At 69.6% G+C, this 24,580-nt stretch carries 22 protein-coding genes; 9 read left to right on the top strand and 13 right to left on the bottom strand.

Annotated elements, in window-relative coordinates; translation table 11 throughout:
* Nucleotides 1-108: 108 nt before the first annotated feature.
* A complete protein-coding gene (locus ASD78_RS05610) occupies nucleotides 109-1,431 on the top strand; it encodes a serine hydrolase domain-containing protein (RefSeq protein WP_343123532.1) in 1,323 nt (440 codons plus the stop codon).
* 539 nt (nucleotides 1,432-1,970) lie between these two features.
* Here the strand turns inward: ASD78_RS05610 and ASD78_RS19845 are convergent.
* The 8 genes from ASD78_RS19845 to ASD78_RS05570 all read right to left on the bottom strand — a co-directional run bounded on the left by ASD78_RS19845 (nucleotide 1,971) and on the right by ASD78_RS05570 (nucleotide 8,952).
* Nucleotides 1,971-2,420 carry a histone gene (locus ASD78_RS19845; RefSeq protein ID WP_082575442.1) on the bottom strand — a complete coding sequence of 150 codons (450 nt, stop codon included), beginning with the start codon at nucleotides 2,418-2,420 and terminating at the stop codon, nucleotides 1,971-1,973.
* Between the two features lie 561 nt (nucleotides 2,421-2,981).
* Nucleotides 2,982-3,332 (bottom strand): hypothetical protein, encoded by a 351-nt coding sequence (locus tag ASD78_RS21450; RefSeq protein ID WP_235566449.1) that lies wholly within the window; start codon nucleotides 3,330-3,332, stop codon nucleotides 2,982-2,984.
* Nucleotides 3,333-4,454: 1,122 nt separating this feature from the next.
* On the bottom strand, nucleotides 4,455-4,850 hold the full coding sequence (gene gcvH / locus ASD78_RS05595) for a glycine cleavage system protein GcvH (protein WP_055903584.1): 396 nt from the start codon (nucleotides 4,848-4,850) through the stop codon (nucleotides 4,455-4,457).
* Between the two features lie 81 nt (nucleotides 4,851-4,931).
* Nucleotides 4,932-5,567 carry a 2-hydroxychromene-2-carboxylate isomerase gene (locus ASD78_RS05590; RefSeq protein WP_056098986.1) on the bottom strand — a complete coding sequence of 212 codons (636 nt, stop codon included), beginning with the start codon at nucleotides 5,565-5,567 and terminating at the stop codon, nucleotides 4,932-4,934.
* Between the two features lie 8 nt (nucleotides 5,568-5,575).
* Nucleotides 5,576-6,682 (bottom strand): glycine cleavage system aminomethyltransferase GcvT, encoded by a 1,107-nt coding sequence (gcvT, locus tag ASD78_RS05585; protein WP_056098983.1) that lies wholly within the window; start codon nucleotides 6,680-6,682, stop codon nucleotides 5,576-5,578.
* A 226-nt stretch (nucleotides 6,683-6,908) separates the two neighbouring features.
* Nucleotides 6,909-7,520, bottom strand: a complete 612-nt coding sequence (locus ASD78_RS21165; RefSeq protein ID WP_200944128.1) for a hypothetical protein — start codon at nucleotides 7,518-7,520, stop codon at nucleotides 6,909-6,911.
* A gap of 31 nt (nucleotides 7,521-7,551) precedes the next feature.
* Nucleotides 7,552-7,989 (bottom strand): NfeD family protein, encoded by a 438-nt coding sequence (locus ASD78_RS05575; RefSeq protein ID WP_055904067.1) that lies wholly within the window; start codon nucleotides 7,987-7,989, stop codon nucleotides 7,552-7,554.
* 9 nt (nucleotides 7,990-7,998) lie between these two features.
* Nucleotides 7,999-8,952 (bottom strand): SPFH domain-containing protein, encoded by a 954-nt coding sequence (locus tag ASD78_RS05570; protein WP_055903596.1) that lies wholly within the window; start codon nucleotides 8,950-8,952, stop codon nucleotides 7,999-8,001.
* Between the two features lie 85 nt (nucleotides 8,953-9,037).
* Here ASD78_RS05570 and ASD78_RS05565 point away from each other — a divergent pair, with 85 nt between their 5' ends.
* From ASD78_RS05565 to ASD78_RS05555, 3 genes are read left to right on the top strand one after another with little or no spacing between them, the layout of a single operon-like run.
* Complete coding sequence (locus ASD78_RS05565) at nucleotides 9,038-9,634, top strand: sigma-70 family RNA polymerase sigma factor (RefSeq protein ID WP_056098980.1); 597 nt, start codon at nucleotides 9,038-9,040, stop codon at nucleotides 9,632-9,634.
* On the top strand, nucleotides 9,627-10,532 hold the full coding sequence (locus ASD78_RS21070; RefSeq protein ID WP_056098978.1) for a hypothetical protein: 906 nt from the start codon (nucleotides 9,627-9,629) through the stop codon (nucleotides 10,530-10,532). Before ASD78_RS05565 ends, ASD78_RS21070 begins: the two co-directional genes overlap by 8 nt.
* Nucleotides 10,533-10,591: 59 nt before the next feature.
* Nucleotides 10,592-11,902: a PDZ domain-containing protein gene (locus tag ASD78_RS05555; RefSeq protein ID WP_056098975.1), complete on the top strand. Its 1,311-nt coding sequence runs from the start codon at nucleotides 10,592-10,594 to the stop codon at nucleotides 11,900-11,902.
* 188 nt (nucleotides 11,903-12,090) lie between these two features.
* Here the strand turns inward: ASD78_RS05555 and ASD78_RS05550 are convergent, their stop codons facing one another.
* From ASD78_RS05550 to ASD78_RS05535, 5 genes are all read right to left on the bottom strand, one after another.
* A complete protein-coding gene (locus tag ASD78_RS05550) occupies nucleotides 12,091-13,041 on the bottom strand; it encodes a DUF6607 family protein (RefSeq protein ID WP_056098972.1) in 951 nt (316 codons plus the stop codon).
* Between the two features lie 73 nt (nucleotides 13,042-13,114).
* Nucleotides 13,115-13,696, bottom strand: coding sequence for a hypothetical protein (locus tag ASD78_RS05545; RefSeq protein ID WP_056098969.1), 582 nt, complete (start codon nucleotides 13,694-13,696; stop codon nucleotides 13,115-13,117).
* Nucleotides 13,697-13,700: 4 nt separating this feature from the next.
* Complete coding sequence (locus tag ASD78_RS05540) at nucleotides 13,701-15,932, bottom strand: TonB-dependent hemoglobin/transferrin/lactoferrin family receptor (protein WP_056099858.1); 2,232 nt, start codon at nucleotides 15,930-15,932, stop codon at nucleotides 13,701-13,703.
* A gap of 336 nt (nucleotides 15,933-16,268) precedes the next feature.
* Entirely contained in the window at nucleotides 16,269-16,496 is a 228-nt protein-coding gene (locus ASD78_RS19840) for a hemin uptake protein HemP (RefSeq protein ID WP_082575441.1), read from the bottom strand.
* Between the two features lie 166 nt (nucleotides 16,497-16,662).
* The gene (locus ASD78_RS05535) at nucleotides 16,663-17,631 is read right to left on the bottom strand and encodes an aldo/keto reductase (RefSeq protein ID WP_056098966.1); all 969 of its coding nucleotides are present in this window, start codon (nucleotides 17,629-17,631) and stop codon (nucleotides 16,663-16,665) included.
* A 476-nt stretch (nucleotides 17,632-18,107) separates the two neighbouring features.
* On the opposite strand from ASD78_RS05535, the gene ASD78_RS05530 reads away from it, so the two are divergent.
* The 5 genes from ASD78_RS05530 (at nucleotide 18,108) to ASD78_RS05510 (ending at nucleotide 24,566) form a co-directional block, all read left to right on the top strand.
* Nucleotides 18,108-18,698, top strand: coding sequence for a TMEM165/GDT1 family protein (locus tag ASD78_RS05530; protein ID WP_235565823.1), 591 nt, complete (start codon nucleotides 18,108-18,110; stop codon nucleotides 18,696-18,698).
* A gap of 85 nt (nucleotides 18,699-18,783) precedes the next feature.
* Nucleotides 18,784-19,920, top strand: coding sequence for a GGDEF domain-containing protein (locus ASD78_RS05525; protein ID WP_056098963.1), 1,137 nt, complete (start codon nucleotides 18,784-18,786; stop codon nucleotides 19,918-19,920).
* Nucleotides 19,921-20,062: 142 nt separating this feature from the next.
* Nucleotides 20,063-21,361 (top strand): nucleoside transporter C-terminal domain-containing protein, encoded by a 1,299-nt coding sequence (locus ASD78_RS05520; RefSeq protein WP_056098960.1) that lies wholly within the window; start codon nucleotides 20,063-20,065, stop codon nucleotides 21,359-21,361.
* Nucleotide 21,362: 1 nt separating this feature from the next.
* Nucleotides 21,363-22,328, top strand: coding sequence for a ribokinase (locus ASD78_RS05515; protein ID WP_056098956.1), 966 nt, complete (start codon nucleotides 21,363-21,365; stop codon nucleotides 22,326-22,328).
* A gap of 117 nt (nucleotides 22,329-22,445) precedes the next feature.
* Nucleotides 22,446-24,566, top strand: a complete 2,121-nt coding sequence (locus tag ASD78_RS05510; RefSeq protein WP_056098951.1) for a TonB-dependent receptor — start codon at nucleotides 22,446-22,448, stop codon at nucleotides 24,564-24,566.
* Nucleotides 24,567-24,580 lie beyond the last annotated feature (14 nt).

Genomic DNA, 24,580 nt, shown 5'->3' with positions numbered 1-24,580 from the left:
TCGAGCGCAACCCAGCATACGCAGGCGCTGCGACCGATGAAAGAAGAGCCGATCCCGCGGTCGCGACGCACGTTCTGGCGTGTAGCGAGCCTCGCCGGCCTGCTTACTTTGACCCTGGGTTCCGCCGCGCAGACTTCGTTGCGCTGGAACCCGCCGACGTCGAGCGCGCGCGTCGCCACCGCCGAACCGGCGCATGGCCTGCCGCAACCCGTGGCGAATTACGCGACCCGCAATGCGGTCATGCCGCTGGCTGCGGGCTTCGAGGTGCAGCAGTTCGAAGCCATGGCCCAGCAGTTGGTCGCCAACCAGCGCGTGCCGGGACTGGCGATGGCGATCGTGCACAACGGCCGCATCCTCAGCGCGCGCGGCTACGGCATCACCGACGTGCGCGCGGCCGAGCCGGTCGATGCCCACACCGTATTCCGCCTGGCTTCGTTGTCCAAAGGCGTGGCCGCGACCATGGCCGGTGTGCTGGTCAACGACGGCACTCTGCGCTGGGACAGCAAGCTGCTCGACTACATGCCCGGCTTCCAGCTGGTCGATCCTTCTGCGGCGCAGCAGATCACCGTCGCCGATCTGCTCAGCCATCGCGTCGGCCTGACCCACAACACCTACGACCGCGATCTCGAGAACTACACCGACTACCGCACGCTGACGCAGAAGCTCGCGTACGCGCCGATGTCCTGCCAGCCCGGCACCTGCTACGGCTACCAGAACATCGCTTTCAGCCTGATCGGCGATGTGGTCTTCGCCGCCACCGGCGACTTCTACAGCCAGGAAGTGCAGCGCCGTCTGTTCAAGCCGCTGGGCATGAACGACGCCAGCCTCGGCCTGGAAGGCATCACCGCCAGCGCGCGCTGGGCGCGTCCGCACGTGCGTGCGCGCGGCGGCTGGACCTCGGTCGCGCCCAAGCCGACCTACTACCAGTTGCCGCCGGCCGCCGGCGTCAACGCCAGCGCCAGCGACATGGCGCAGTGGCTGCTCGCACAGACCGGCCATCGTCCCGACGTGCTGCCGGCGCCGCTGCTGGCGACGCTGCACCAGCCGCTGGTCGATACCCCTGGCGAAACCCGCGGCTCGGCCTGGCGCCGTTCGCGCGTGAGCTCGGCCGGCTACGCCCTGGGCTGGCGCGTGTACGACTACGCCGGCCACCAGTTGGTGTTCCATGGCGGCGCGGTGCAGGGCTACCGCGGCCTGGTCGCACTGCTGCCCGAGCGCGACCTCGGCATCGCCGTGCTCTGGAACAGCGAGAGCGCCCTGCCCTCCGGCCTGCTGCCGACCATACTCGACCGCGCCATCGGCATGCCGCCGGAGCGCTGGCTCGACGTCGACTTCGACGATCCGACCCTGTACGTCGACGCCGACAGCGGCCGCAATCCGGCCAACCCGCCCGGCAGCGAAGCCGCGACCGCGACCGCCGCGCCGCGCTAAGCGGCGCGCAGCGACTCAAGACGATCCAAACCCCAGCCTGCGCGCTACACGCGTCGCAGGCGGTCTTCTGTAGGCGTGCCTGCGTCCTTATGCGCCCATGATCCTCTGGATCGAGCGCGACCAGCTGATGGCGTTCCTGAGCGCATCTACCTGGGGATCGGCTCGCGGCTCGCGGGTGCGGCGGCAACCGCATCGATGCGGACCACCGGGTCCGGGCGATGGTGCGGTTCGCCTTCGGCTCACCACACCCTACGGCGTTCGCGAATGCGTGTGGGCACCAGCGCCCTCCTGAGCGAGGCCGTTACGACCCGAGCCCAGGGTGAGAGGGCTGCCATGGTCAGCGGCGGCACACTGGCTGTGCCTTAGGGCTCGCGCGGGAGGCGGCCGTCGAACACCACGGCTCAGGCGCAGAAACCAGGATCGGCGACGCTGGCCACCGACGATGGCGGGTCCCCGAAGATTTCGCGGGCCCCAAATAAAAAACTCTCCCCCCGCCTGGGCTGCGGGGAGAGAGCGGGATTACGGCTTTCGGGGCTTTATTAGATCAGCGGAGCCGGGGTCGCCGGCATGGCCGCTGCGGCCGGCTTGCGAGCCGACTTCTTCGCGGCCTTCTTCGCCTTCTTGGCAGGCTTCTTGGCAGCCTTCTTAGCAGCCTTCTTAGCAGCCTTCTTAGCGGGCTTCTTGGCTACTTTCTTGGCGGCCTTCTTAGCAGCCTTCTTAGCGGGCTTCTTGGCGACCTTCTTGGCAGCCTTCTTGACGGCCTTCTTAGCAGCCTTCTTGACGGCCTTCTTGGCAGTCTTCTTGGCGGCCTTCTTCGCCGGCTTGCGGGCGACCTTCTTGGCGGCCTTCTTGGCCGGCTTCTTGGCGACCTTCTTAGCGGCCTTCTTGGCTACCTTCTTCACGGCCTTCTTGGCGGCCGGCTTCTTGGCGACCTTCTTAGCAGCCTTCTTGGCGGCGGGCTTCTTCTTCGCAGCTTTCTTCGTGGCCATGTTATGGCTCCTCGTCAGTGGTTGATCAGCGATTGATCAGGGGTATTGCAGGTTTTAAAGCCCAGTTGAACCAGAGCCGCGGGAGTCGGACCCGCGAGCAGCCGTCGACGCGCAGAGCGCGCCGGAACGGATTCTTCGACACGCTCCCCGGGGGCGGGAACGCATCCGGCCGCGTACTGCGGCCAAACAAAAACCCGATCCGCACAGGGCGAACCGGGTCGTATGGGGCGCGACGCCGACGGGGCCGAGAAGAACGATTGCGTTTTCGCGAGGGAAACGAATCCTGCGTCCACCGTTTTGACTGTCCGGGCGGAGGTTCGTTTTTTGCTGCGCGTTGTCGCGTTCGTTGTACTCACTCTCTTCCGCAGGAAACGTCTGCTGGGCGAAACCTAATCACGCTTTTTCGCACTGTCAACAATTCCGGCAACTTTTTTTTCGGACCGGCTCCCGCCGACCCTGACGGAAAACCACCACGACGACGACGCGACGACGCGGCGATCGCGCGTCGCGCATCGCATCGAATTCGAACGACTACGCTGAAAGCCATATCTGGCGCGGCTTTCAGCGCATCGCGATTTTTTTATCGCGCGTGCGCGTTGCGATGCGCGCGTTGCGTCGCAGCGCGATCGCGGTCGTTCCGAGCGTCGTTTTGCGCCCGTCGGCGACGGTGCCGAAGGGCGCCGCGTTTCGCGCCGCACAAGCCGATTTGCGCAAAAGTGCGCGAACTTTTTCCGCCGCCTTCGAAGCCGCCGGCGACCGGCGACGCACCGCGAACGGCATCGGCGGCGACGCTGCGCGCATACGGCGTGGGCACATGCGCGGCGCTGGTGAGCGTTCGATGTGGTGCCGCCGAACGTCGGTTCCGGCGCCGGCGCAGCGCTCGCGCAGCATCCACGCGGACGCTGAAAACAAGGGGTTTTTAATCGTGTTCGCGATCGGGCATCGGCAGCGGCAGCGGCAGCGGCCATCGTCGGCGGCGGAGGGAGATCGCGGAGGCGGCGGCTCGCCCTCGTCGGCGATCGGACCGGCAACCGATCGACCGACGCCGCCGCTCCGGCGCGACCGCCGAACGGCATCGGCGCGGCGCACGAGGGATGGACGCGGCGACGTCGGACGCGTGAGGAGTGGGTGAAGCGGCACGGCGACCATGGTCGCTGCCGCCCATCGGCCGCGGCGGAGCGTCTCGGTTCGCCGACGCCGCGGGCGAGTCGCCGACCGGATCGGGCCTCGCATCGCGAGCCCACTCCATGCCTCGCGCGGCGACCGAGCGCCCGACGCGGGGTGTGCGCCGGCACGAACGGCGGCGGCGCCGACGCCGAACGCGGGACGGATTTCGCAGCGAGCGGCCACGAATCGAAGGGCCATCGAGCACGGCGTATGCGCGCCGACGACGCGCTGCACCCGCCGTACGTGGCCGCAAACCGGGCGACCGCGGCGGCGACCGATATGCGTCCGCGAACCGCTTCGCCCGCTGTAGGCGGCCATAAGTCGTCAGAGGCTGACGTCAGCCACAGGCACGCGCCGCCTGCTCGCTTTCGTCACTGCACCGACTATGGCGGGTACCGATAGCCGCCGCGCGCGTCTGGCTGCAGCCGCCGCATGCGACCGGCAGATACCGGACTGGCGTGGATGGCAGGCCAGCGTCGACGACGCGGCCTGGGCGTTGCCGTCGGCCGGAAGCCGGCGAACGAGAGCGGAAGCTGACGCGGATCGGCGCCTCACTCCTGCTGCCGCGCAGCCCCGGCACGGCCGCGCGTCGCACGCGCGGACGTCGCATGGACGGATGTCGCGAGTTCCGAGTTCGCTCCGCGCCCTCGCCCACGCCCACGCCGCTCACCCGGCTGCAGGGCACCGGACCACCTGCGCCGCGCGCAAGCCTCTTAGCCAGGCCATCGCGTCGGGCCGCGCGCCGGAGCCCGACGTCCTCCACAAAAGCGAACGGCCGCACGAGGCGGCCGTAGCGGACAGGCCGGACGCGCTTGCGGTCCGGCCGGGCTTGCGTCGCGGACCGCGCGGGCCCGGCGACGCCTGCCTTCAGTGGTCGTCGTCTTCGAGCAGCTCGGCGTAGTCGTCCGGTGCGAGCAGTTCGTTGAGCTGGTCCGGTTCCTCGACCTCGACGGTGAAGATCCAGCCTTCGCCGTAGGCGTCTTCGTTGATCGTCTCCGGCTTGTCGGCCAGCGCGGCGTTGACCGCGGTGACGGTGCCGCTGATCGGCGCGTAGACGTCGGAGGCGGCCTTCACCGACTCGACCACGGCACAGGCGGTGCCGGCTTCGACGCGGTCGCCGATGTTCGGTAGCTCGACGTAGACCAGGTCGCCGAGCAGGCCTTGGGCATGGTCGGAGATGCCGACCGTGACCTTGCCGTCGCCTTCGACGCGGGCCCACTCGTGGGATTTCATGAACTTCAGATCGCCGGGGATTTCACTCATGGCTGGCCTCAAACTCTGCGGGGGCGGCTGGGGAACTGCGCCTAGTTTAGCGGCGCGGAAGCAACATGCGAGAGGGTGTGTTCATGCGCGGTCGTCCTGCCCGATCCGGAAGGGCGCGCGGCCGCTGATCAGGGCTTCGCGCAGATCCTCGACGCGATCCTGGCCCCAGAACGGCTCGCCGTCGAGCACGTAGCCCGGCAGGCCCGGCAGATCGGCGGCGATCGCGGCCTCGGTATTGCGCTGATAGGCGGCGACGGTCTCGGCCGCGTCGGCCGCGGCGAGCACCGGCGCGGCATCGAAACCGTGACGCGTCAACAGTTCTGCGAGGACCGCCGGGACGGCGATGTCGGCGTCGTGCACCCACAGCGCGCGGAATGCGGCGTCCATGTATGCGGCCGGGTCGGCGCCGGCCGCGACCAGGGCGATCGCGCAGCGGTCGGCCAGGCCGGGGTCGAGCGGAAAGTACTTGGGCGCCAGGTTCAGCGGCAAGCCGCGCTTGGCGCGCCAGCGCTGCAGCTCGATCAGGCGGTAGCGCTGGCGTGCCGGCGCGCGCTGACCCAGCGGCAGACCGCCGTTGGCCGCGAACAGGTCGAAGATCCGCGACGGCCGGTACGCCACCTCGGCGCCCGCTTCGCGCACCGCGTCCAGGAACGCGGCGTGGCCGAAGTAGGCGTAGGGCGAGATCAGGCTGAAGTAATAGTCGACGCGCGCGGCCATGGTCGCGATCAGCCCAGCACGCCGTCCTGGGGCTGGCCGTCGCGCACGAACGGGAACTTGACCACGCGCACCGGGACTTCCCTGCCGCGGATGTCGACCCGCACCTGGCCCGGCTCGCCGGCCGGCACGCGCGCGAACGCGATCGACTTGTTCAGGGTCGGCGAGAACGTGCCCGACAGGATTTCGCCGTCGCCGTTGGCGGTCAGCACCTTCTGGCCGTGACGCAGCACGCCCTTCTCGTCCATCACCAGGCCGATCATCTGGCGCGGCGCGCCGGCGGCCTTCTGCTGCTCCAGCGGAGCGCGGCCGATGAAGTCGCGGCCCTCGTCGAGCGCGACCGTCCAGGCCAGCGCGGCCTCGTAGGGCGACACCTGGTCGTCCATGTCCTGGCCGTAGAGATTCATGCCGGCTTCCAGGCGCAGGGTGTCGCGCGCGCCCAGGCCGGCCGGCTTCACGCCCACGGCCAGCAGCGCATTCCACAGCGCAACCGCGCCGGTTTCCGGCACTACCACTTCGAAGCCGTCTTCGCCGGTGTAGCCGGTGCGGGCGACGAACAGCGCGGTGCCGTCGGCGGTCTGTGCGTCGCCGGCGACGAACTTGCCGAGCTTGCCGATGCGCGCGCGGTCTTCCTCGCGCAGCAGGCTCAGCACCTTGTCGCGCGCGTTCGGGCCCTGCACCGCGATCATCGCGTAGTCCGGACGCTCCGTGACCTGCACGTCGAACGCGCGCGCCTGCTCGCCGATCCAGGCCAGGTCCTTCTCGCGGGTGGCGGCGTTGACCACCAGGCGGAAGAAGTCCTCGGCCAGGAAGTAGACGATCAGGTCGTCGATCACGCCGCCCTGCGGGTTGAGCATGCAGGTGTAGAGCGCCTTGCCGGATTTCTGCAGCTTGTCGACCGAGTTGGCGACCAGGTGACGCAGGAACTCGCGGGTGCGCGCGCCGCGCAGATCGACCACGGTCATGTGGCTGACGTCGAACATGCCGGCATCGCGGCGGACCTGGTGATGTTCTTCGATCTGCGAGCCGTAGCTGATCGGCATGTCCCAGCCGCCGAAGTCGACCATCTTGGCGCCGAGCGCGCGGTGGGCGTCGTTAAGAATGGTCTTCTGGGTCATGAGCGGCGGGCCTGGACGTTGGGGAGCCCAGGATTATCCCACGGAGACCGACCGCGATGCGCCCCGGCCCACGGTACGCCGGCGCATGGGCCGGACAGGCGCGGCACCGGTGGCACGACGGTGGAAGCGACGTGAGTCGCGATGCGCTATGCGGGTCGTCGCCGCCGTCCGGGGACCCGGCCGCGATCTACGTCGTCGCCGCAGGTAGCAGGCCGGACGACAAGCCTTACTCGGCGCCGAAGCCTTCGTTGTAGCAGCGCACGCTCGCCGGCGGCACTTCGACGAACTTGCCGCTGTCGCGGTCCAGGCGCATCGCCCAGCGCCGGGCCTCGAACATCTCCTGCGCAGCCGCATCGGGTACCGCGGTATCGACGATCGCGACCAGGCCCGGGTCGTCGACGCCGTCGCGCTGGCAGGTCGCGACCGAAACGTACTCGCCGCGCTTGAGCTTGGGATAAGGCATAACGTCGGTGATCTTCCAACGCGGCTCGTTGCCTTCGCGGCCGGCGAATTCGCCGGCGTAGAACTTGACCGAATGGTCCTCGGCGTCGTCGAGGGTTCCGATCGAACGCGCGCAGATCTGTTCCGGCGAGCTGCCCGAACCCACGCAACTGCCGGTATTGGACTTCAGGCCGTCCGGATACGGCGGCACCACGCGGCCGATCCAACTGGCCGCGGGTGCCGGTGCCGGTGCCGGTGCCGGTGCCGGTGCCGGTGCCGGTGCCTGCGCCGGTGCGGCCGCGGGCACGGCCCGCCCGGCGAGCGCCGGGCACGAAGCGGCTACGGCTGCGAGCGCAACCAGGGCGACACCGATCCACAGGCTTTCACGGCGCTTCATCGCATCCCTTCCTCGCAATATCGCGAACCCTTTATTGCCCGAACGCCTCGACCCGCAGGCTCATGCCCTCGCAGGCGACCACGCGCACCGAGGCGCCGGTCGGCAGCTCCGGGCCGATCACTTCCCAGTACGCGTCGGCGATCTGTACCCGGCCGCGGCCCTGGACGATGGCGCGGTCCAACACGAGCACGCGGCCGACCAGTTGTTCGCCGCGGCGGTTCAGCGCCGGCTGGTCGCTGCTGCGCTCGCGGCCGCGGAACCAGGTCCGGTAGACCTGGATCGACAGGAAGCTCAGCACCACGAACATCGTTACCTGCGCGAGCACCGGCAGGTCGGGGAACACCAGCACCACCACGAACACCGCGCCCGCGGCGAAGCCGAGCCAGAGCATGAACGCCCCCGGCGCCAAGGCCTCGGCCGCGAACAGCAGCAGGGCCACCGCGGCCCAGGTCACCATCTGCCAGTTCAGCTGCATCGCTCAGGCCCCCGGAAGACGCGGCGGCGGAGCGGCCGGACGACCGGGCTGACGGTCCAGCGCTTCCTTGGCCAGTTCGGCGATGCCGCCCAGCGAACCGATCACGCCGGCCGACTCCATCGGCATCATCACGAACTTCGCGTTCGGCGCTTCGGCCAGCGACTTGAAGGCCTCGATGTACTTCTGCGCGACAAAGTAATTGATCGCCTGCACGTTGCCCTGGGCGATCGCGTTGGACACCATCTCGGTCGCCTTGGCTTCGGCCTGGGCCAGGCGTTCGCGCGCCTCGGCGTGACGGAACGCGGCTTCGCGTTCGCCCTCGGCTTCCAGGATCACCGACTGCTTCTCGCCTTCGGCCTTGAGGATCGCGGCCTGGCGGAAGCCCTCGGCCTCCAGGATGTTGGCGCGCTTCTCGCGCTCGGCCTTCATCTGCCGGGCCATCGAATCGACCAGGTCGCGCGGCGGCTGGATGTCCTTGAGCTCGATGCGGTTGACCTTCAGGCCCCAGGGATGGGTGGCCTGATCGACCGCGACCAGCACCTTGGCGTTGATCTCGTCGCGACGCGACAGCGATTCGTCCAGGTCCATCGAACCGATCGAGGTACGGATGTTGGTCATCACCAGGTTGAGCGTGGCGATTTCCAGCTGCGCGACCTCGTAGGCGGCCTTGGCCGCGTCCAGCACCTGGAAATAGACCACGCCGTCGACCTTGACCACGGCGTTGTCCTTGGTGATGACGTCCTGCGAGGGCACGTCCAGCACCTGCTCCATCATGTTGATCTTGCGGCCGACGCCGTAGACCACCGGGATCAGGAAGTGCAGCCCCGGGGTCATGGTGTGGGTGTATTTGCCGAAGCGCTCCACCGTCCATTCGTAACCCTGCGGCACCATCCGCACGGTCTTGAACAGGATAATCACGCCGGCTACCAGCAGCACGACGGCCAGAATCGGTCCCATGGTGTCCCCTCCCTTTAGATAGGCGGAGTATAGGCCCAGCCGGCCGCTGCGACGGTTTGCCGCCCGGCCGCATCCAGATCAATACATGCCAGCCACCTCAAGCTTCGCGATCGATGTGCCAGACGCCCTGCTCGCCCGTGCGCGCGCCGGCGAGCGGGCCGCGTTCGAGCAGATCTATCGCTGGTTCGAGCGCCCGGTCTACACCCTGGCGCTGCGGATCCTGGGCGGCAGCGGCGGCGATCGCGAGGAGGCGGCCGAAGTGCTGCAGGACACCATGCTCAAGGTGCTGGGACGGATCGGCGACTTCCGCGGCCAGGGCGGCGGCGGCGACAGCCCGTTCTGGGGCTGGTTGCGCCAGATCGCGATCAACGAAGCCCTGATGCGCCTGCGCAGCCAGCGCCGCCACGAGCACGCCCTGGTGCTGGAAGACGACCGCTACGCCGACGAACAGGCGCCACCGCCGCCGGCCGCCGCCGACGCCTCGGCGCTGGGGCGCGCGCTGGCGCAGTTGCCGGCCGCGACCCGCAGCGTGCTGTGGCTGTACCACGCCGAGGGCTACACCCACGACGAAATCGCCGCGCTGATGCAACGCACGCCGAGTTTCTCCAAATCCCAACTCGCGCGCGGCGGTCGCCGCCTGCGCGAACTGCTGGAACCGACCACGGAGGCCACCCATGCCTGACGCCAGCTCCCGCCACGGCGTGCCCGCGCCGAGCGACTGGTCCACCGCCTTCGCCGCCCTGCCGGCGGAGACGCCACCGGCCGACGGCTGGTCGCGCCTGTCCGCAGCGCTGGACGCGCGCGGCGGTGCGAGAGCGCCGAGCGCCGCCCGTTCGCCGCGGCGTCGACGCTGGCCGGTCTGGACCGCGGCCGCCGCGGCTTTGGCGGTGATGGCGCTGGTGCCGATCGCGTTGCAGCGTGGTACCGACACGCCTGAGCCGGGCCGCATCGCGACTGCGAACGCGCCGGCCAAGAACGTGCCGGCCAAGAACGCGCCTGCCACGATCGTTCCGGCGCCCGACCGCAGCGCCGAGCCGGCCCCGACGCCGAGCATCGCCGCCGACACTCGTCCCTCCGCCCCTTCCTCGCAGGACATCGCCGCATCCGCGCCCGCCATCGCGACCCGTGAGCTGCCGGGCAAGATCGCCGGCACACAACGCAAGCCGCACCCGAAGGCGCGTCAGCCGCAACGCCGCGCCCCGGCGCCGGTCATCGAATCGGCGAGCGCCGAACCTGCGACCGCGCTGGCCGCCGCCGATGCCACCGATGTCGAAACCGCCGAAGCCGCCGCGATCGCGCAATGGCAGGCCGAGTCGGCGCAATTGGAAGCCCTGGTCGCGCTGGCCCGCGACGAGCGCGTCGGCAGCGCCGGCGCGACCCTGATGAGCGCCGACCTCGACAGCCGGATCGGCGTGATCGACGCCGCCCTGCGTCAGGACGGCCTGCCGGCCGCGCAACGCGCCTCGCTGTGGGAACAACGGGTGCAGACGCTGCGCGACCTGGCCGGCGTCGAGAGCACCCAACGCTGGCTCGCCGCCCACGGCGAGCGCTACGACGGCGCGCTGGTGCGCGTCGACTGATCCGCCATGCCGCTCCTTATCTCCTGCCCGTCCAGTCCACATCACCTCCAGAGGTCCGTATGACATCCCGCCGCCTCCGCATCACCGCGCTCGCGCTCGCGACCGCCGCGACCGTCGCTTCGGTGGCGGTCGCCCAGGACGCGACCGTGCGCACTCGCACCGTCACGACCCGCAGCGACGCCAAGACCGATGCCAAGACCGACGCCGAAATGAAAGCGGCCTTGGATCAGCTGCGCCAAGCCCAGCGCCGGGTCAGCGAACTGGCACGCTCGCGCGCCGAAGGCGCGCGCGGCCAGGCTTACGTCGCCCGCGACGAAGCCGGCCTCGCACGGCTGGGGGCGCTCGACGCGCAGCGCCAGATCGTGATCCGCCAGACCGAACAGCGCCCCTTGCTGGGCGTGGTGCTCAATTCAGATCCGCAGGCCGGCGCGCGCATCGTCGCCGTCACCCCCGACAGCGCCGCGGCCAAGGCCGGCTTGCGCAGCGGCGACCGCATCGTCGCCGTCAACGGCGACGCGGTGCGCGGCGACGACAGCGAAACCCGCCTGGCCGCGACCCGTTCCGCGCTCGACTCGCTGGACGTGGATGTGCCGATCACGATCGGCTACGAACGCGAGGGCCGCAAGACCACGGTCAAGATCAAGCCGCAGCTGGGCGAGCACGTGCTGGTGTTCGACAGCGACGAGGGCGGCATCGTCACGCCCGGCGGCAACGTGGTCATGGGCCGATTCGCCTTCGATCCCGAAGACGCCAAGTCTTATGCCTTCGACATGCAGCAGCTGCCGGCCATCAAGCAGCGCGTGCGTGCGGACATCGCGCGGACCGGCCCGATCTTCGCCTGCAAGGGCGGCGACTGCCCGACGCCGGCGCTGGTCGAGGCGTTCCGCTGGAACGGCCTGAACCTGGCCGCGGTCGATCGCGGACTGGGGCGTTACTTCGGCACCGACCGCGGCGTGCTGGTGCTCAGCGCCGGCGCCGACCTGGCGGGCCTGGAACCCGGCGACGTGATCCGCAGCATCGACGGCAAGCCGGTGAGCACGCCGCGCGACACCATGGAAGCGCTGCGCGCGCGTCCGGAAGGCAGCGAAGTCGCGGTCGCCTATCTGCGCGATCGCAAGGAAGCCAGCGCGCGGGTCAAGGTGCCCAAAAGCGTGCGCCTGCTGCTGCCGACGCCGCCGGCACCGCCCGCTCCTCCGGCACCGCCCGCACCGCCGCACGCGATGGCGCCCTCTGCGCCGCCCGCACCGCCGTCCGCGCCACGCGCACCGAGGCCGCCGGCGGCACCGCACGCACCGCCGACACTGGCACCGCCTGCGCCCCCGGCTCCTCCCGCACCGCCTCCGCCGCCGCCCCCGCCGGTCCTGGTCTGATCCGGTACGCGTAGCCGGCGCCGCATCGGGCGCCGGCAGCGGTTCATCGGCGGATTGGCGGCAGCGCGTTTGCGACGCGCGGCCGCGATCTCACACCGCGGTTCAAGGCGGCGCGGTACGAGTGACGATCCGCGCCAACCCCGCGCTTCACGACGACGCGGCCGAATGTCCGCACCGCCTGCGCCGGCTCAGCGCTTTTCCTGCGGCGCCGCCTCTACCCACTTGGCGAACACCGCATCGATCTCGCTGTCGGCGACGACCTTGCCCTGCTCCAGGCCGCCGGCCTGCTCGAACAGCGGAACGATCATCGCCATGCCGTCGATCTTGGTCTTCAGGTGCACGCCCGGCGCCTTGCCCAGGAATCCGTCCCAACGCTGGCGAACCTTGGCCCAGTAGCCGCGGGTCGCATCCCAGTAGCTGTAGGCCGGCTTGAAATCGACGTCCTTGGTCTTCTGGTAATCGTTGAAGCCGAACTCGCGCGCCAGTTCGATCTGACTGCCGTCGGGCTTGCGCAGCACCTTGGTGTTGAACTGCTCGTGGGTCCAGCCGCCCGGGGTCAGGGTGTGGCGGTTGATCGCCGAGACCGCGTTGTAGTCGCTGCGCTTGGTGTACTCGCGGCGAGGCAGCGGACGCCAGCTCAGGTCGCTGGTCCAGGTGGCCGCGCCGTTGCGGTATTCCCAACGGCCGGTGCCGCAGTAGCGCGGCGCGTCGCTGACCTCGAACACGCACTGGGTCCAGGCGCCGCGGGTCAGCTCGGCCGGGATCGCGCGCACCTGCCAGGTCTGGTCGGCGCTGAACTCGAAGCGCGTCGGCGCCTCGTAGGTCCAATCCTGACGCCAGTGTTTGGTCACGTGGCCGCTCTTCTCATCGACCAGGATGTGCTGCAGGACGATCTTGGTCGGCGTGTCCTCGACCACGATCACGGTCTCGTTGCCGCCGCTGCGCATGGCCGGCGCACGCTCGTAGCCGGGTTGCAGCAGCACGGTTTCGTCGAACGCGAAATCGACGATGTACTCGCCCTGCATGGCCAGGATCGAAGCGCGGTCGCGCGCGGCGTCGGCCGCGGCAGGCGCGGCGGCGAAGGCTGGCGTTGCCGCGCAGGAGAGCGTCAGGCAGGCGGCTAGCAGTCGGAGATTCATGGGTACGGTTCTCGGTTGATGAATGGATAACGGATTCGTTGCGGCGAATTGAATTCGGCGGATTCGGTGAAGCTCAATGCGAGGCGATCGGCTGCGAGCCGGATGCGGCGGCGCGACGCGTCATACAGCAACAGGTGTCCGGCCCGGTGCGCAGGAGCGCGCCTTCGGCCACGGCGATGCGGCGCGCATGCTCCAGGCCCAGCGCCGAAGGCGTGGCACTGTCGGCGACCACGATGCGGCGGCCGGCTTCGTCGTGGGCCAGTTGCAAGCGCAGCACCTGCGCATTCCAACCGTTGCCCAGCCGGCGCCACAGACCACGGCAAACGCGGACGAAGCGACCGCCGGCCGGTTCGTCGCGATGGTGGGGCAAGGCGCCGACGGCGAGGTCCCAGGCCAGGAAGTCGCTGTCGGGCAGCAGGTACAGGCGCCAGCACGGGCGTTCCCGTGCGTCGCGGAACAGGATCGACTCGCGCGCGGGCTCGACCTCTTCGCCGAGGCAGCGCTGCACGTCGACGCTGTCCAGCCAGCCGGCCAGCGCGTCGTGGTGGCGGCGCGGATACAGGCACAGCACGGTCGCGACCGCAGCCAGTCGCTCGGGCGCGGGCAGCGCGCCCGCGTCCGTGTTCGCTCCCGGCCGTGATCGCGACGCGCGCATGCGCTTACCAGTTCACCGCCAGGCTGACGCCCAGGTTGCGGCCCGAAGCGCTGTAGCGGTCGACGGTGCCGCTGGTCGCCGCCAGGGTGCTGGGCAGGTCGCCGCCGTCCCAGTACTTCTTGTCGCCGAGGTTGAACACGCCGACGTCGACCTTGGCGCCCGGCGCGAAGCTGAAGTGCGCGAGCAGATCGAGCACGCCGTAGCCCGGCGTCGCGAACAAGCCGGTCTGCGGCAGATCGCTCTTGCGGCGCGCGAAACGGCCGGCCAGCTCGATGCCCCAGCGGTCGCGGTCGTAGGCCAGGCCCAGCGAGCCGCGCAGCGGGTCGATCGAGGACAGCGCTGCGCCGGTGCTGCGGTCCTTGCCCTTCGACCAGGCCGCCGCGCCGCGCAGCGACCAGCCGGCCAGCGCCGGCGACAGCGCAGCGAAGTCGACGCCGCCGCGCAGTTCGACGCCGCGGATCTCGGCCTCGGCTACGTTTTGCGACTGGAACACCATCAGGCCCTGGGCGTTGTCGCCGATGTAGCGCTGCGATTCGATGAAGTCGTCGTAGCGGTTGTAGTAGGCCGAGGCCTCGAGGTAGACCGCCTCGCCCGAGTAGCGCAGGCCCAGCTCGACGCCGTTGCTGGTCTCGGGCTTGAGGTCGGGGTTGGGGATCGCGGTGTAGCCGAACTGCAGGTTGGTGAAGCCCAGGTTGACGTCGTTGTACGGCGGCGCGCGGAAACCGTGCTGGTAACCGCCGAACAGCGACCAGTCCTGGGCGAAATGCCAGACCGCGCCCAGCTTCGGCGACACTGCGGTTTCCTTGAGTTCGCTCACCGCCACGCCGGGGTTGTCGCCGGCGAAGATCGCGTCGACTTCGGGTTTGAGTTCGTAACGGTCCACGCGCAGCGCCGGCACCAGACGGAACGCGCCGTCGGCGAAGCCGATCTCGTCCTGCACGAACAGCGCCGCGACCGTGGTCCGGCTGACCGGGAAATCGCGCACCGGAAACACGTCCGGCGAGATGCTCTTGGTGACCGCGCCGGTGGTGAGATTGATGGCCTGGCCGTCGCGCTTCTGGCGGATGTCGGTGCGGGTGTATTCGAAACCGTAGGTCAGGGTGTGCTCGACCGAACCGGTGACGAAGCCCTTGTGCAGTGTGGCCTCGGCGCCGGTTGCACGCTGGTCGAAGTTGAACTCGCGCTCGCGCCGGGTCGGGTTGGTCGGACGGCCGCCGACGATGGTCACGCGTTCTTCGCTGGTGCGCTGGGTGGTCTCGCTGTCCTGACGGAAGATCTGCCACTGCAGCGAGTCGGCGAACGCGGCGTCTAGCGCGTCGATCTCGTGCGCGAACGACACCCGGGCGCGGGTCTGATGATCGTCGCCGAGCAGCGACAGAGTGCGCACGGCCGGCGCGCCCGGTGCGACCAGGGCGTTGCCGCGCGAGCTCAGCACGTCGGTGTCGGTCTGATCCTCGTTGCCTTCCACGGTCAGCTTGAAGCGTTGGTGCTCGCTGGGCGCGAACACCAGCTTGGCCAGCAGGCTGCGGCCGTCGCTGTCCTGTGGATTGGCGGCGGTGCGGGTGGCGTCCTCGCTGCGGCGCGTGCCCATGCTTTCGGTTTCCTTGCCCTGACGGTGGCCGACCGCGACCAGGCCCGACCAGCGCTCGCCGCCGAAGGCCGCGGTGGCGCCGCCGAACAGGCCGCGGTTCTCGCCCTGGTAGCCGAGCTTGAAACCGAAGTAGCTGTCCTTGCCGTCGAGCAGGTAGTCGGATGGGTCCTTGGTGACGAAGGACACCACGCCGCCGAGCGCGTCGGAACCGTACAGCGCGCTGCTCGGGCCGCGCACGATCTCGACCCGCTTGAGGGTGTCGAGGTCGACGAAGTTGCGGTTGGCGTTGGAGAAGCTGCCGATGCTGAAGCTGTCCGACACCGGGATGCCATCGGTCTCCACGCGCACGCGGTTGCCGCCCAGGCCGCGGATGCGGATGTCGCCGAGGCCGAAGCGACCGACCGCATTGCTCACGCTGATGCCCGGCTCGTAGCGGAACAGATCCTTGAGATCGCGCACGATCTCCTCGTCCATGCGCTCGCGGTCGATCGCGGTAACCACGGCCGGCACGTCCTGCAGTTCGCGCTCGGTGCGGGTGGCGGTGACGACGATGCGTTCGAGCTCGCGCGCGCCGGCGCCGGAACCGTCCGGCGATTCGGCCGTGGCGTCGGCGGGCGCGGCCAGCGCCACGTCCGGCAGAGCCAGCATCAGGGCCAGCGCGAGCGCGCTGGGAACGAGGGAAGTACGGACGGACCGGCGCAGGCCGGCATTGCGATCGACGCGATGCATGGAGTCAGCTCGAGTGGTGGATTCGGGCTGGCTGGCATGCCGTCGAACGGCTGGCTGGCGGCCTGGAGGAGGGTTTGGAGCGCCGTCCGTGGCGCGGAACCCGAGCGGGTCGGGTTGCCGATTGGCGTTACCGGAATGTGCCGCGAAGCCGCTCAGCGAGCCCGCCGCGCCCGTCATGGCATGGCCGCACCGCCTCCCTTCCCTGGGATTGCGGCGCGGCCATGCCGTGACGGGTGTCGCGGGCTACGGCGCTTACTTGGTCAGGATCAGCTTGTCGTTGCGGGTATGGCGCAGGCGATAGACCTCCCCGCCGTGGCGGATCAGGATTTCGCGCGCGCCGCGCAACAGGGCGACGCTTTCGACCAACAAGGCGTTGGCCGCCGTCACGGCGCTCGCCGCGGGGGCGACGGCGGTTACTACCGGGGGAAGGGAGCGGTCAGTACGAGGTTTGAGCTGCAACACCGGCTGGCGCAGGGACATGGCAGGTGACTCGATCAGGGGTCGAGTTGGATGATAATGATTCTCATTTGCCAGTCAACACCTGTTTGCACTGCTGGCCGGAACGCAGCCGGCACCCCGGACCTGCGCCCATCCGCAGGCCGGCCCGGGCACGGGCCCCGGATCGGGCCGCTTCAACCAGGACGGCTCAGGCGGTGGCTTTCTCGACCCGGTCCCAGTCCGGCTCGGAGTAACGGTCCAGCAGCTCCAGCGCCTGCAGGTTCTGCACCAGCTGCTCGGGCCGGGTCGCGCCCAGGATCACGCTGGACACGTGCGGGTTGCGCAAGCACCAGGCGATCGCCAGCGGTGCCGGCTCCGTGCCCAGCTCGCGCGCGACCGCGGAGTAGGCGCGTGCGCGCTCGATCCGGCGCTGCTCGGGGCTGAGCACGCTGCGCTGCAGCCAGCGATAGTCGTCGTGGTCCAGGCGCGAACCTTCGGGCACGCCGTCGTTGTACTTGCCGGTCAGCAGGCCCGAGGCCAGCGGCGACCAGATCGTGGTGCCCAGGCCGAGTTCGGCGTAGAGCGAGGCGTATTCCAGTTCGACCCGCTCGCGATGCAGCAGGTTGTACTGCGGCTGCTCCATGGTCGGCGCATGCAGATGATGGTTGCGGGCGACCTTGTGGGCCTCGCGAATCTGCGCCGCCGACCATTCCGAGGTCCCCCAGTACAGCACCTTGCCCTGGCGGATGAGCGCATCCATCGCCCACACGGTTTCCTCGATCGGCACCTCCGGATCGGGGCGGTGGCAGTAGTACAGATCCAGATGATCGACGCGCAGGCGCTTGAGGGCGCCGTGGCAGGCCTCGGTCACGTGCTTGCGCGACAAGCCTTTCTGAGTCGGCAGAGGATCCGCGGCGGCGCCGAACATCACCTTGCTCGATACGCAATAGCCGTCGCGCGGCAGGCGCAGGTCGGCGATCACGTCGCCCATCACCCGCTCGGCTTCGCCGTTGGCGTAGCCCTCGGCGTTGTCGAAGAAATTGACGCCGTTGTCCCAGGCGGTGGCGATCAGTTCGCGTGCGGCGCTGCGGCCGATCTGGGCACCGAAGGTGACCCAGGCGCCGAAGGACAGCGCCGACAGCTGCAGGCCGGAAGAACCCAGGCGGCGGTATTGCATGAGGTGCTCCGAGAGGTTCGCCCCCGCATGCTAACCGGGGCCGGGATTGGAGGGGGACAGGAATTGGGAACTGTAGGAACTCGGGGCAGGAAATAGCAGGAAATAGAAGGAGCAGGAATTAGGAACTAGTAGGAACTCGGGGCAGAAACCAGTAGAGGCAGGAATTAGTAGAAACTCACTAGTTCCTAATTCCTGCCTCTACTAGTTCCTAGCATTAACGCACTCGCCGCCGCCCGGGGCTACAATGCGCGCACTTCCTCCTCCGGGGAGTAGCCCCTCCGCCGCCGATCCGGCACGCGGGGACCTGCGTCAACACACTTGGCCCACCGGCCATGGCGCAGGAGCGGCAGCCAGCGCGCGACGCATGTCCGCGCCAGCGACCACGGGCAAGACCGAAGGCAGGCGTTGCGCGCACCCGGGTCGGGCCGTGCAGCGTTTGCCTTCGCCTCCGCGCGAAGCCCGGCCCCGGAGTTCCGATGGACACGCTTTTGATGGGCACGCCCCCACTGGCTACGGCCGCCCTTTCGACCGGCACGGTCGCGCTCGCCGAAATCGGCGACAAGACCCAGTTGCTGGCCCTGCTGCTGGCCGCACGCTTCCGCCGGCCCTGGCCCATCGTCGCCGGCATCCTGGTCGCGACCCTGCTCAATCACGCCCTGGCCGCCTGGCTGGGCGCGCTGGCCGCCCAGTGGCTGCAGCCCTCGGTGCTGCGCTGGATCGTCGCCGCCAGCTTCCTCGCGGTGGCGCTGTGGACCCTGAAACCGGACCAGCTCGACGGCGAAGGCGAGCGCCTGCCGGCGCGCGGCGCCTTCATCGCCACCGCCATCGCCTTCTTCGTCGCCGAAATCGGCGACAAGACCCAGGTCGCGACCGTGCTGCTGGCGGCCCGCTATTCGCCGCTGTGGGAGGTGGTCGCCGGGACCACCGTCGGCATGCTGCTGGCCAATGTGCCGGTGGTGGCGCTCGGCAGCCGTTTCGCCGACCGCCTGCCGCTGAAGGCCGCGCGCCTGGTCGCCGCCGCGGTGTTCGCGGTGCTGGCGCTGTGGGTGGCGGTGCGCGGGATCTGAGCCCGGGCGCCGGCGGCGGCGGCGGGCCACCCTGCCCTGGGCGACGCACGCGCGCTATGCTCGGCTGGCCCAACGGGGAGACACCATGCACGCAGTGGGCGAACGCTTGCGCGACATCGCGGTATCGCTGACGTCGCGACCCGACGAAATCATGCTCGAGATCGGCGCCGGCGGCGAGCTGATGGTCGCGCGCCTGCGCGCCGTGCTCGCGGCGATGCTGCTGCTTTTGCCGCTGGTCAACGCGATCGGCGGCGGCACCATCCAGGAAACCCTGATCGGCCTGGGCGGCGCGATCTTCGTCAACGTGTTCGCGCAGCTGTGGCTGGTGCTGGCGCGGCGGCCGCGACGCTACCGCTGGCTGCCGTTCGCTACCGCCGGCTTCGACGTCACCGCGACCACCCTGGTGTTGATCGCGCTGGCGCTTCAGCACCTGCCGTCGGGCCTCAACAGCCTGATCGTGTGGTGCGGCTACCCGCTGTCGATCGTGCTGACCGCGCTACGCAGCGACGGCCGCGTCACCCTGTTCGCGGGCGCGATGGCGATCGTCCAGTACGGTGTGCTGGTGCTGGCGGTGTTCGCGCTGACGTCCTCGCCCGAACAGCTGATTTCCAGCGACTACGGCGCGGTCGCCCCCGGCGGCCAGGGCCAGCGCGTGCTGCTGCTGCTGATGTTCGCGTTGATCACGTCCATGGTCGTGTACCGCATGCAGCGCCTGATCGAGATGTCCGGCACCGACGGCCTGACCCGGCTGCCCAACCGGACCTGGCTGGTGCACCGCATCCAGCGCCTGTTCGACGCGGTGCGCCACGACGGCGGCAGCCTGACCCTGGCCCTGATCGACCTGGACCACTTCAAGCGCATCAACGACGACAACGGCCACCACGCCGGCGACCGCGCCCTGCGCCACGTGGTCGCGGTGCTGCGCGAGCAGTCCGGCTCGACCGAATGGCTGGTGCGGCTGGGCGGCGAGGAGTTCGTGCTGCTGCTGCGCAAGCCCCTGGGCACGGCCTGGGAGCAGGTCGACGCGATCCGGCAGGTCCTGGCCGAGCGCCCGTTCGAGCCCGGCCGCGGCGCCGATCCGCTGCACCTGACCTTCAGCGCCGGCCTGGCCGGCTACCCGCAGGAGGGCTCGGACCTGTCGCGGCTGCTGCGCCGCGCCGACCGCCGCCTGCAGCAGGCCAAGCAGACCGGCCGCAACCGTGTGGTCGCGCGCGACACCTGAACCGGTCCCGCGGCTTGCCGCGGCGCGGACCGGTGGACTAGGCTGCGCCTCCGGCCCGCGTAGAGGCCGGCGGCCGCGCCCGGCGTGGTCCAATAACGATAATTTCAGCCGCCGGGATCCCGGACGGCACGGGGAGAACTGAGTGGATTCGATCGTCCGGGTGTTATTCGGCCTGTTTGGTTTGGCGGTGCTGGTCGGCATCGCATGGCTGTTCTCCAACAACAAGCGCCGGGTCGACTGGAAGCTGGTGGCGACCGGCGTGTCGCTGCAGATCGCGTTCGCGGCCGTGGTGCTGCTGGTGCCTGGCGGCAAGGACGTGTTCGATTCGATCGGCCACGGCTTCGTGAAGGTGCTCAGCTTCGTCGGCAAGGGCTCGGAGTTCATCTTCGGCAGCCTGATGGACACCTCGAAGTTCGGCTTCATCTTCGCCTTCCAGGTGCTGCCGACCATCATCTTCTTCGCCGCCCTGATGGGCGTGCTGTACCACCTGGGCGTGATGCAGGCGATCGTGCGCGCGATGGCCTGGGTCATCACCAAGGTCATGCGCGTGTCCGGCGCCGAGACCACCAGCGTCTGCGCCAGCGTGTTCATCGGCCAGACCGAAGCGCCGCTGACCGTGCGCCCCTACATTCCGAAGATGACCGAGTCCGAGCTGATCACGATGATGATCGGCGGCATGGCCCATATCGCCGGCGGCGTGCTCGCGGCCTATGTCGGCATGCTCGGCGGCGGCGATCCGGAACAGCAGGCGTTCTATGCCAAGCATCTGCTCGCGGCTTCGATCATGGCCGCGCCCGCGACCCTGGTGATCGCCAAGATCCTGGTCCCCGAAGTCGGCGAGCCGCTGACCCGCGGCACGGTCAAGATGGAAGTCGAGAAGAGCACCGCCAACATCATCGACGCGGCCGCGGCCGGCGCCGGCGACGGCCTGCGCCTGGCGCTGAACATCGGCGCGATGCTGCTGGCCTTCATCGCCCTGATCGCGCTGGTCAATTATCCGCTGATCTGGCTCGGCGACATCACCGGCCTGGCCGCCGCGATCGGCAAGCCGACCGATCTGTCGAGCCTGTTCGGCTACCTGCTGGCGCCGATCGCCTGGGTGATCGGCACTCCCTGGGTCGACGCGACCACGGTCGGCGGGCTGATCGGCGAGAAGGTGGTGCTCAACGAGTTCGTGGCCTACGCCCACCTCGCCGACATCGTCAACGGCAAGGTCGCCGGCACGGTCCTGACCGATCAGGGCCGCCTGATCGCGACCTACGCCCTGTGCGGCTTCGCCAACTTCAGCTCGATCGCGATCCAGATCGGCGGCATCGGCGGCCTGGCCCCCGAGCGTCGCGCCGATCTGGCCCGTTTCGGCCTGCGCGCGGTGCTCGGCGGTTCGATCGCGACCTTCATGACCGCGACCATCGCCGGCGTGCTCACCCACTTCGGAGCCTGAGTTGAGCAAGGTCGTCGTCGTCGGTTCCTTCAACGTCGATCACGTCTGGTCGGTCGCGGCGCTGCCGCGGCCGGGCGAGACTCTGGCCGGGCAGTACCACACCGGCCCCGGCGGCAAGGGCTTCAACCAGGCCACCGCCTCGGCGCGCGCCGGCGCCAGCACCAGCTTCGTCTGCGCGCTGGGCGAGGACGCGGGCGGACAGCTCGCACGCGCGCTGGCGACCGCCGACGGCATCGACCTGCGCGACCTGCGCAGCGACGCGCCGACCGGCACCGCCGGCATCTACGTCGATCGCGACGGCCGCAATTCCATCGTGATCGGCCCGGGCGCCAACGCCGAGCTGTCGACCGCTTTCGTCGATCTGCAGCGCGAGGCCATCGCCCAGGCCCGCGTGGTGCTGGGACAACTGGAATCGCCGCCGGCCTCGGTCGCGGCCGCGTTCGCGCACGCGCGCGGCGCCGGCGCGCTGGCCCTGCTCAACCCGGCGCCGGCCGACGCCGTGGCGACGCCGGAACTGTGGGCGCTGGCCGACGTGGTCACGCCCAACGAAACCGAGTTCTGCGCCCAGCTCAAGCGCCACACCGGCGCCGTGGTCGATCCCGACCAGCTCGCCGCCCTGGCCGACGACGAGCTGCACGCCGAGTGTCGGCGCCTGCTGCCGCACGGCAGCGTGGTGGTGACCCTGGGCTCGGCCGGCTGCTTCGTGTCCCACGCCGAGGGCCGCCTGCACGGCGACGCGCAGGCCTATTACCGGGTCGCGGCCGCGCCGGTGCGCGCAATCGACACCACCGGCGCCGGCGACGCCTTCAACGGCGCCCTGGCCGCCTCACTGGCGCGCCACGCCCAGACCCCGTTCGCGGACCACGTGGCCTACGCCAATCGCTACGCCGGCCTGTCCACCGAGCGCGCCGGGGCCGCTTCGGCGATGCCGCGCGACCACGAGCTGCGGGCCCGCTTCGGCGCGTAAGCAGGGGCCCAGGGCCGACGATTCCAACTCCGGGCTGGCGGCCGACCCCACTCCTGGCTGTCAAATGAGAATAACTCGCATTATCATAGCGGTCCCCTGCAGTTCCCGGACCCGGTAATGCCCCCTCGTCATCTGCTCGCCAGCGCCCTGCTGGCCGTCCTCGCCTCGCCCGTGGCCTACGCCGAAGAGGCCACCGACCTCGATCGGGTCACCGTGTCGGCCAGCACCAGCCGCAGCCCCGACTCCGAGGCCGCGCTGCCGAACACCATCACGGTGATCGACCAGACGCAGTTGCGTCAGCAGCTCGCCGTCACCCAGGACATCTCGCAGGTGCTGGCCAACCTGATCCCCTCGTTCTCGCCCTCGCGCCAGAAGCTCACCAACGGCGGCGAGACCCTGCGCGGACGCAAGCCGCTGTACCTGGTCGACGGCGTGCCGCAGTCCACGCCGCTGCGCGAAGGCGGACGCGACGGTCACACCGTCGACCCGGCCATGATCGAGCGCATCGAAGTGATCCACGGCGCCAACGCGTTGCAGGGCCTGGGCGCGTCGGGCGGCATCATCAACATCATCACCAAGCGCGCCCCGCGCCAGGACGGCGAGACCTTCCAGGACGTCAGCATCGGCGCCAGCACCGCCCTGCCGCACCAGAGCGACAGCACCGGCTACCGCGCGTCCTATCTGTTCGGCACCCGCAGCGGCGCCTTCGATTTCGTCGGCGGCCTGTCCTACGCCAGCGAGGGCCTGTACTACGACGGCAACGGCGACGCGATCGCGGTCAACGACATCCAGGGCGACCTGATGGACGCGCGCAGCCACAACCTGTTCGCCAAGGCCGGCTGGGAACTCGACGACGAACGCCGCCTGCAGCTCACCGCCAGCCGTTACGAGCTGCGGGGCAACAACGACTACATCACCGTCAACGGCAACCTCGCCACCGGCCAGCTTGCGACCTCCGCGCGCGGCAGCCGCGAGGGCGAAGGCGCGCGCAACCGTTCGACCTCGCTGGCGCTGGACTACGCCGACAAATCGCTGGCCGGCGGCTATTTCCAGGCGCAGTTGTACTGGGTCGATTTCAAAGGCCTGTACGGCGCCACCGACTGGGGCGATTTCTGGCGCGACGGCCGCGACCTCCATTGGTGGGACCAGTCGCAGAACGTCTCGGAAAAGCTCGGCGGCAAGTTCAGCTGGTCGCGCGACAACTTGTTCGACCAGCGCCTGCGCGTCACCCTGGGCCTGGACTGGGCGCGCGACAAGACCTACCAGGAACTGGTGGTGGCGCGGCTGAACTGGGTACCGGAAACGCAGTACGAATCCTGGTCGCCGTTCGTGCAGGCCGAGTGGTGGCTTACCGACAAGATCATGCTGACCGGCGGCCTGCGCTACGAGCGCGGCAAGCTCAAGGTCGACGACTTCAACACCATTCCCGCCAACGCCGGCGGCAGCCGTTTCGTCGAAGGCGGCTCGCCCAAGACCAGCGAAACCCTGCCGAACTTCGGCGTGGTATTCGAAGCCACCGACGCGCTCAAGTTCTACGCCTCCTACTCCGAGGGCTACACCGTCGCCGACATCGGCCGCGTGCTGCGCGGCATCACCGCGCCGAACCAGCGCGTCGACCGGCTGGTCGATCTGTCGCCGGTGGTGTCGGACAACCGCGAGATCGGCCTGGACTTCGACAACGGCCGCTGGTTGGCGCACCTGGCCGCGTACTGGTCGGACTCCGACCTGGGCTCGCGCCTGGCCTTCGACACCGCCACCCAGAGCTACAACGTGGTGCGCGAGCGCACCGAGATCCGCGGCATCGAAGGCAACGTCGCGTTCCAGTTCTCCGAGGCCGGCCGCGTCGGCCTGGGCTACGCCGGCGCCAAGGGCCGCTACGACAGCAACGGCGACGACCGCGTCGACAGCGACCTGCCCGGCATCAACATCAGCCCCGACCGCGTGACCGCGTTCTGGGACCAGACCTGGACCCCCGGCATCTCCACCCGCCTGCAGGGCAGCCGCTCGCTGGACCGCGACTTCGACCTGCGCGGCGTCCAGGTCGCCAGCGCCGACGGTTACACCACCGTCGACCTGCAGGCGCGCTTCGCCCTGCCGCTGGGCAGCCTGAGCCTGGGCATCGAAAACCTGTTCGACGAGCAGTACATCACCTACTACTCGCAGAGCACGCCGCGCGCCGACACCTACGTCGCCGGCCGCGGCCGGGTGTTCAGCGCGAGCTGGTCGCACCGGTTCTAAGCGGCCACTCGCTA

This window comes from Lysobacter sp. Root667 (assembly GCF_001427715.1).
Taxonomy (GTDB): domain Bacteria; phylum Pseudomonadota; class Gammaproteobacteria; order Xanthomonadales; family Xanthomonadaceae; genus Lysobacter.
This window is presented reverse-complemented; position numbering and strand designations above follow the sequence as displayed.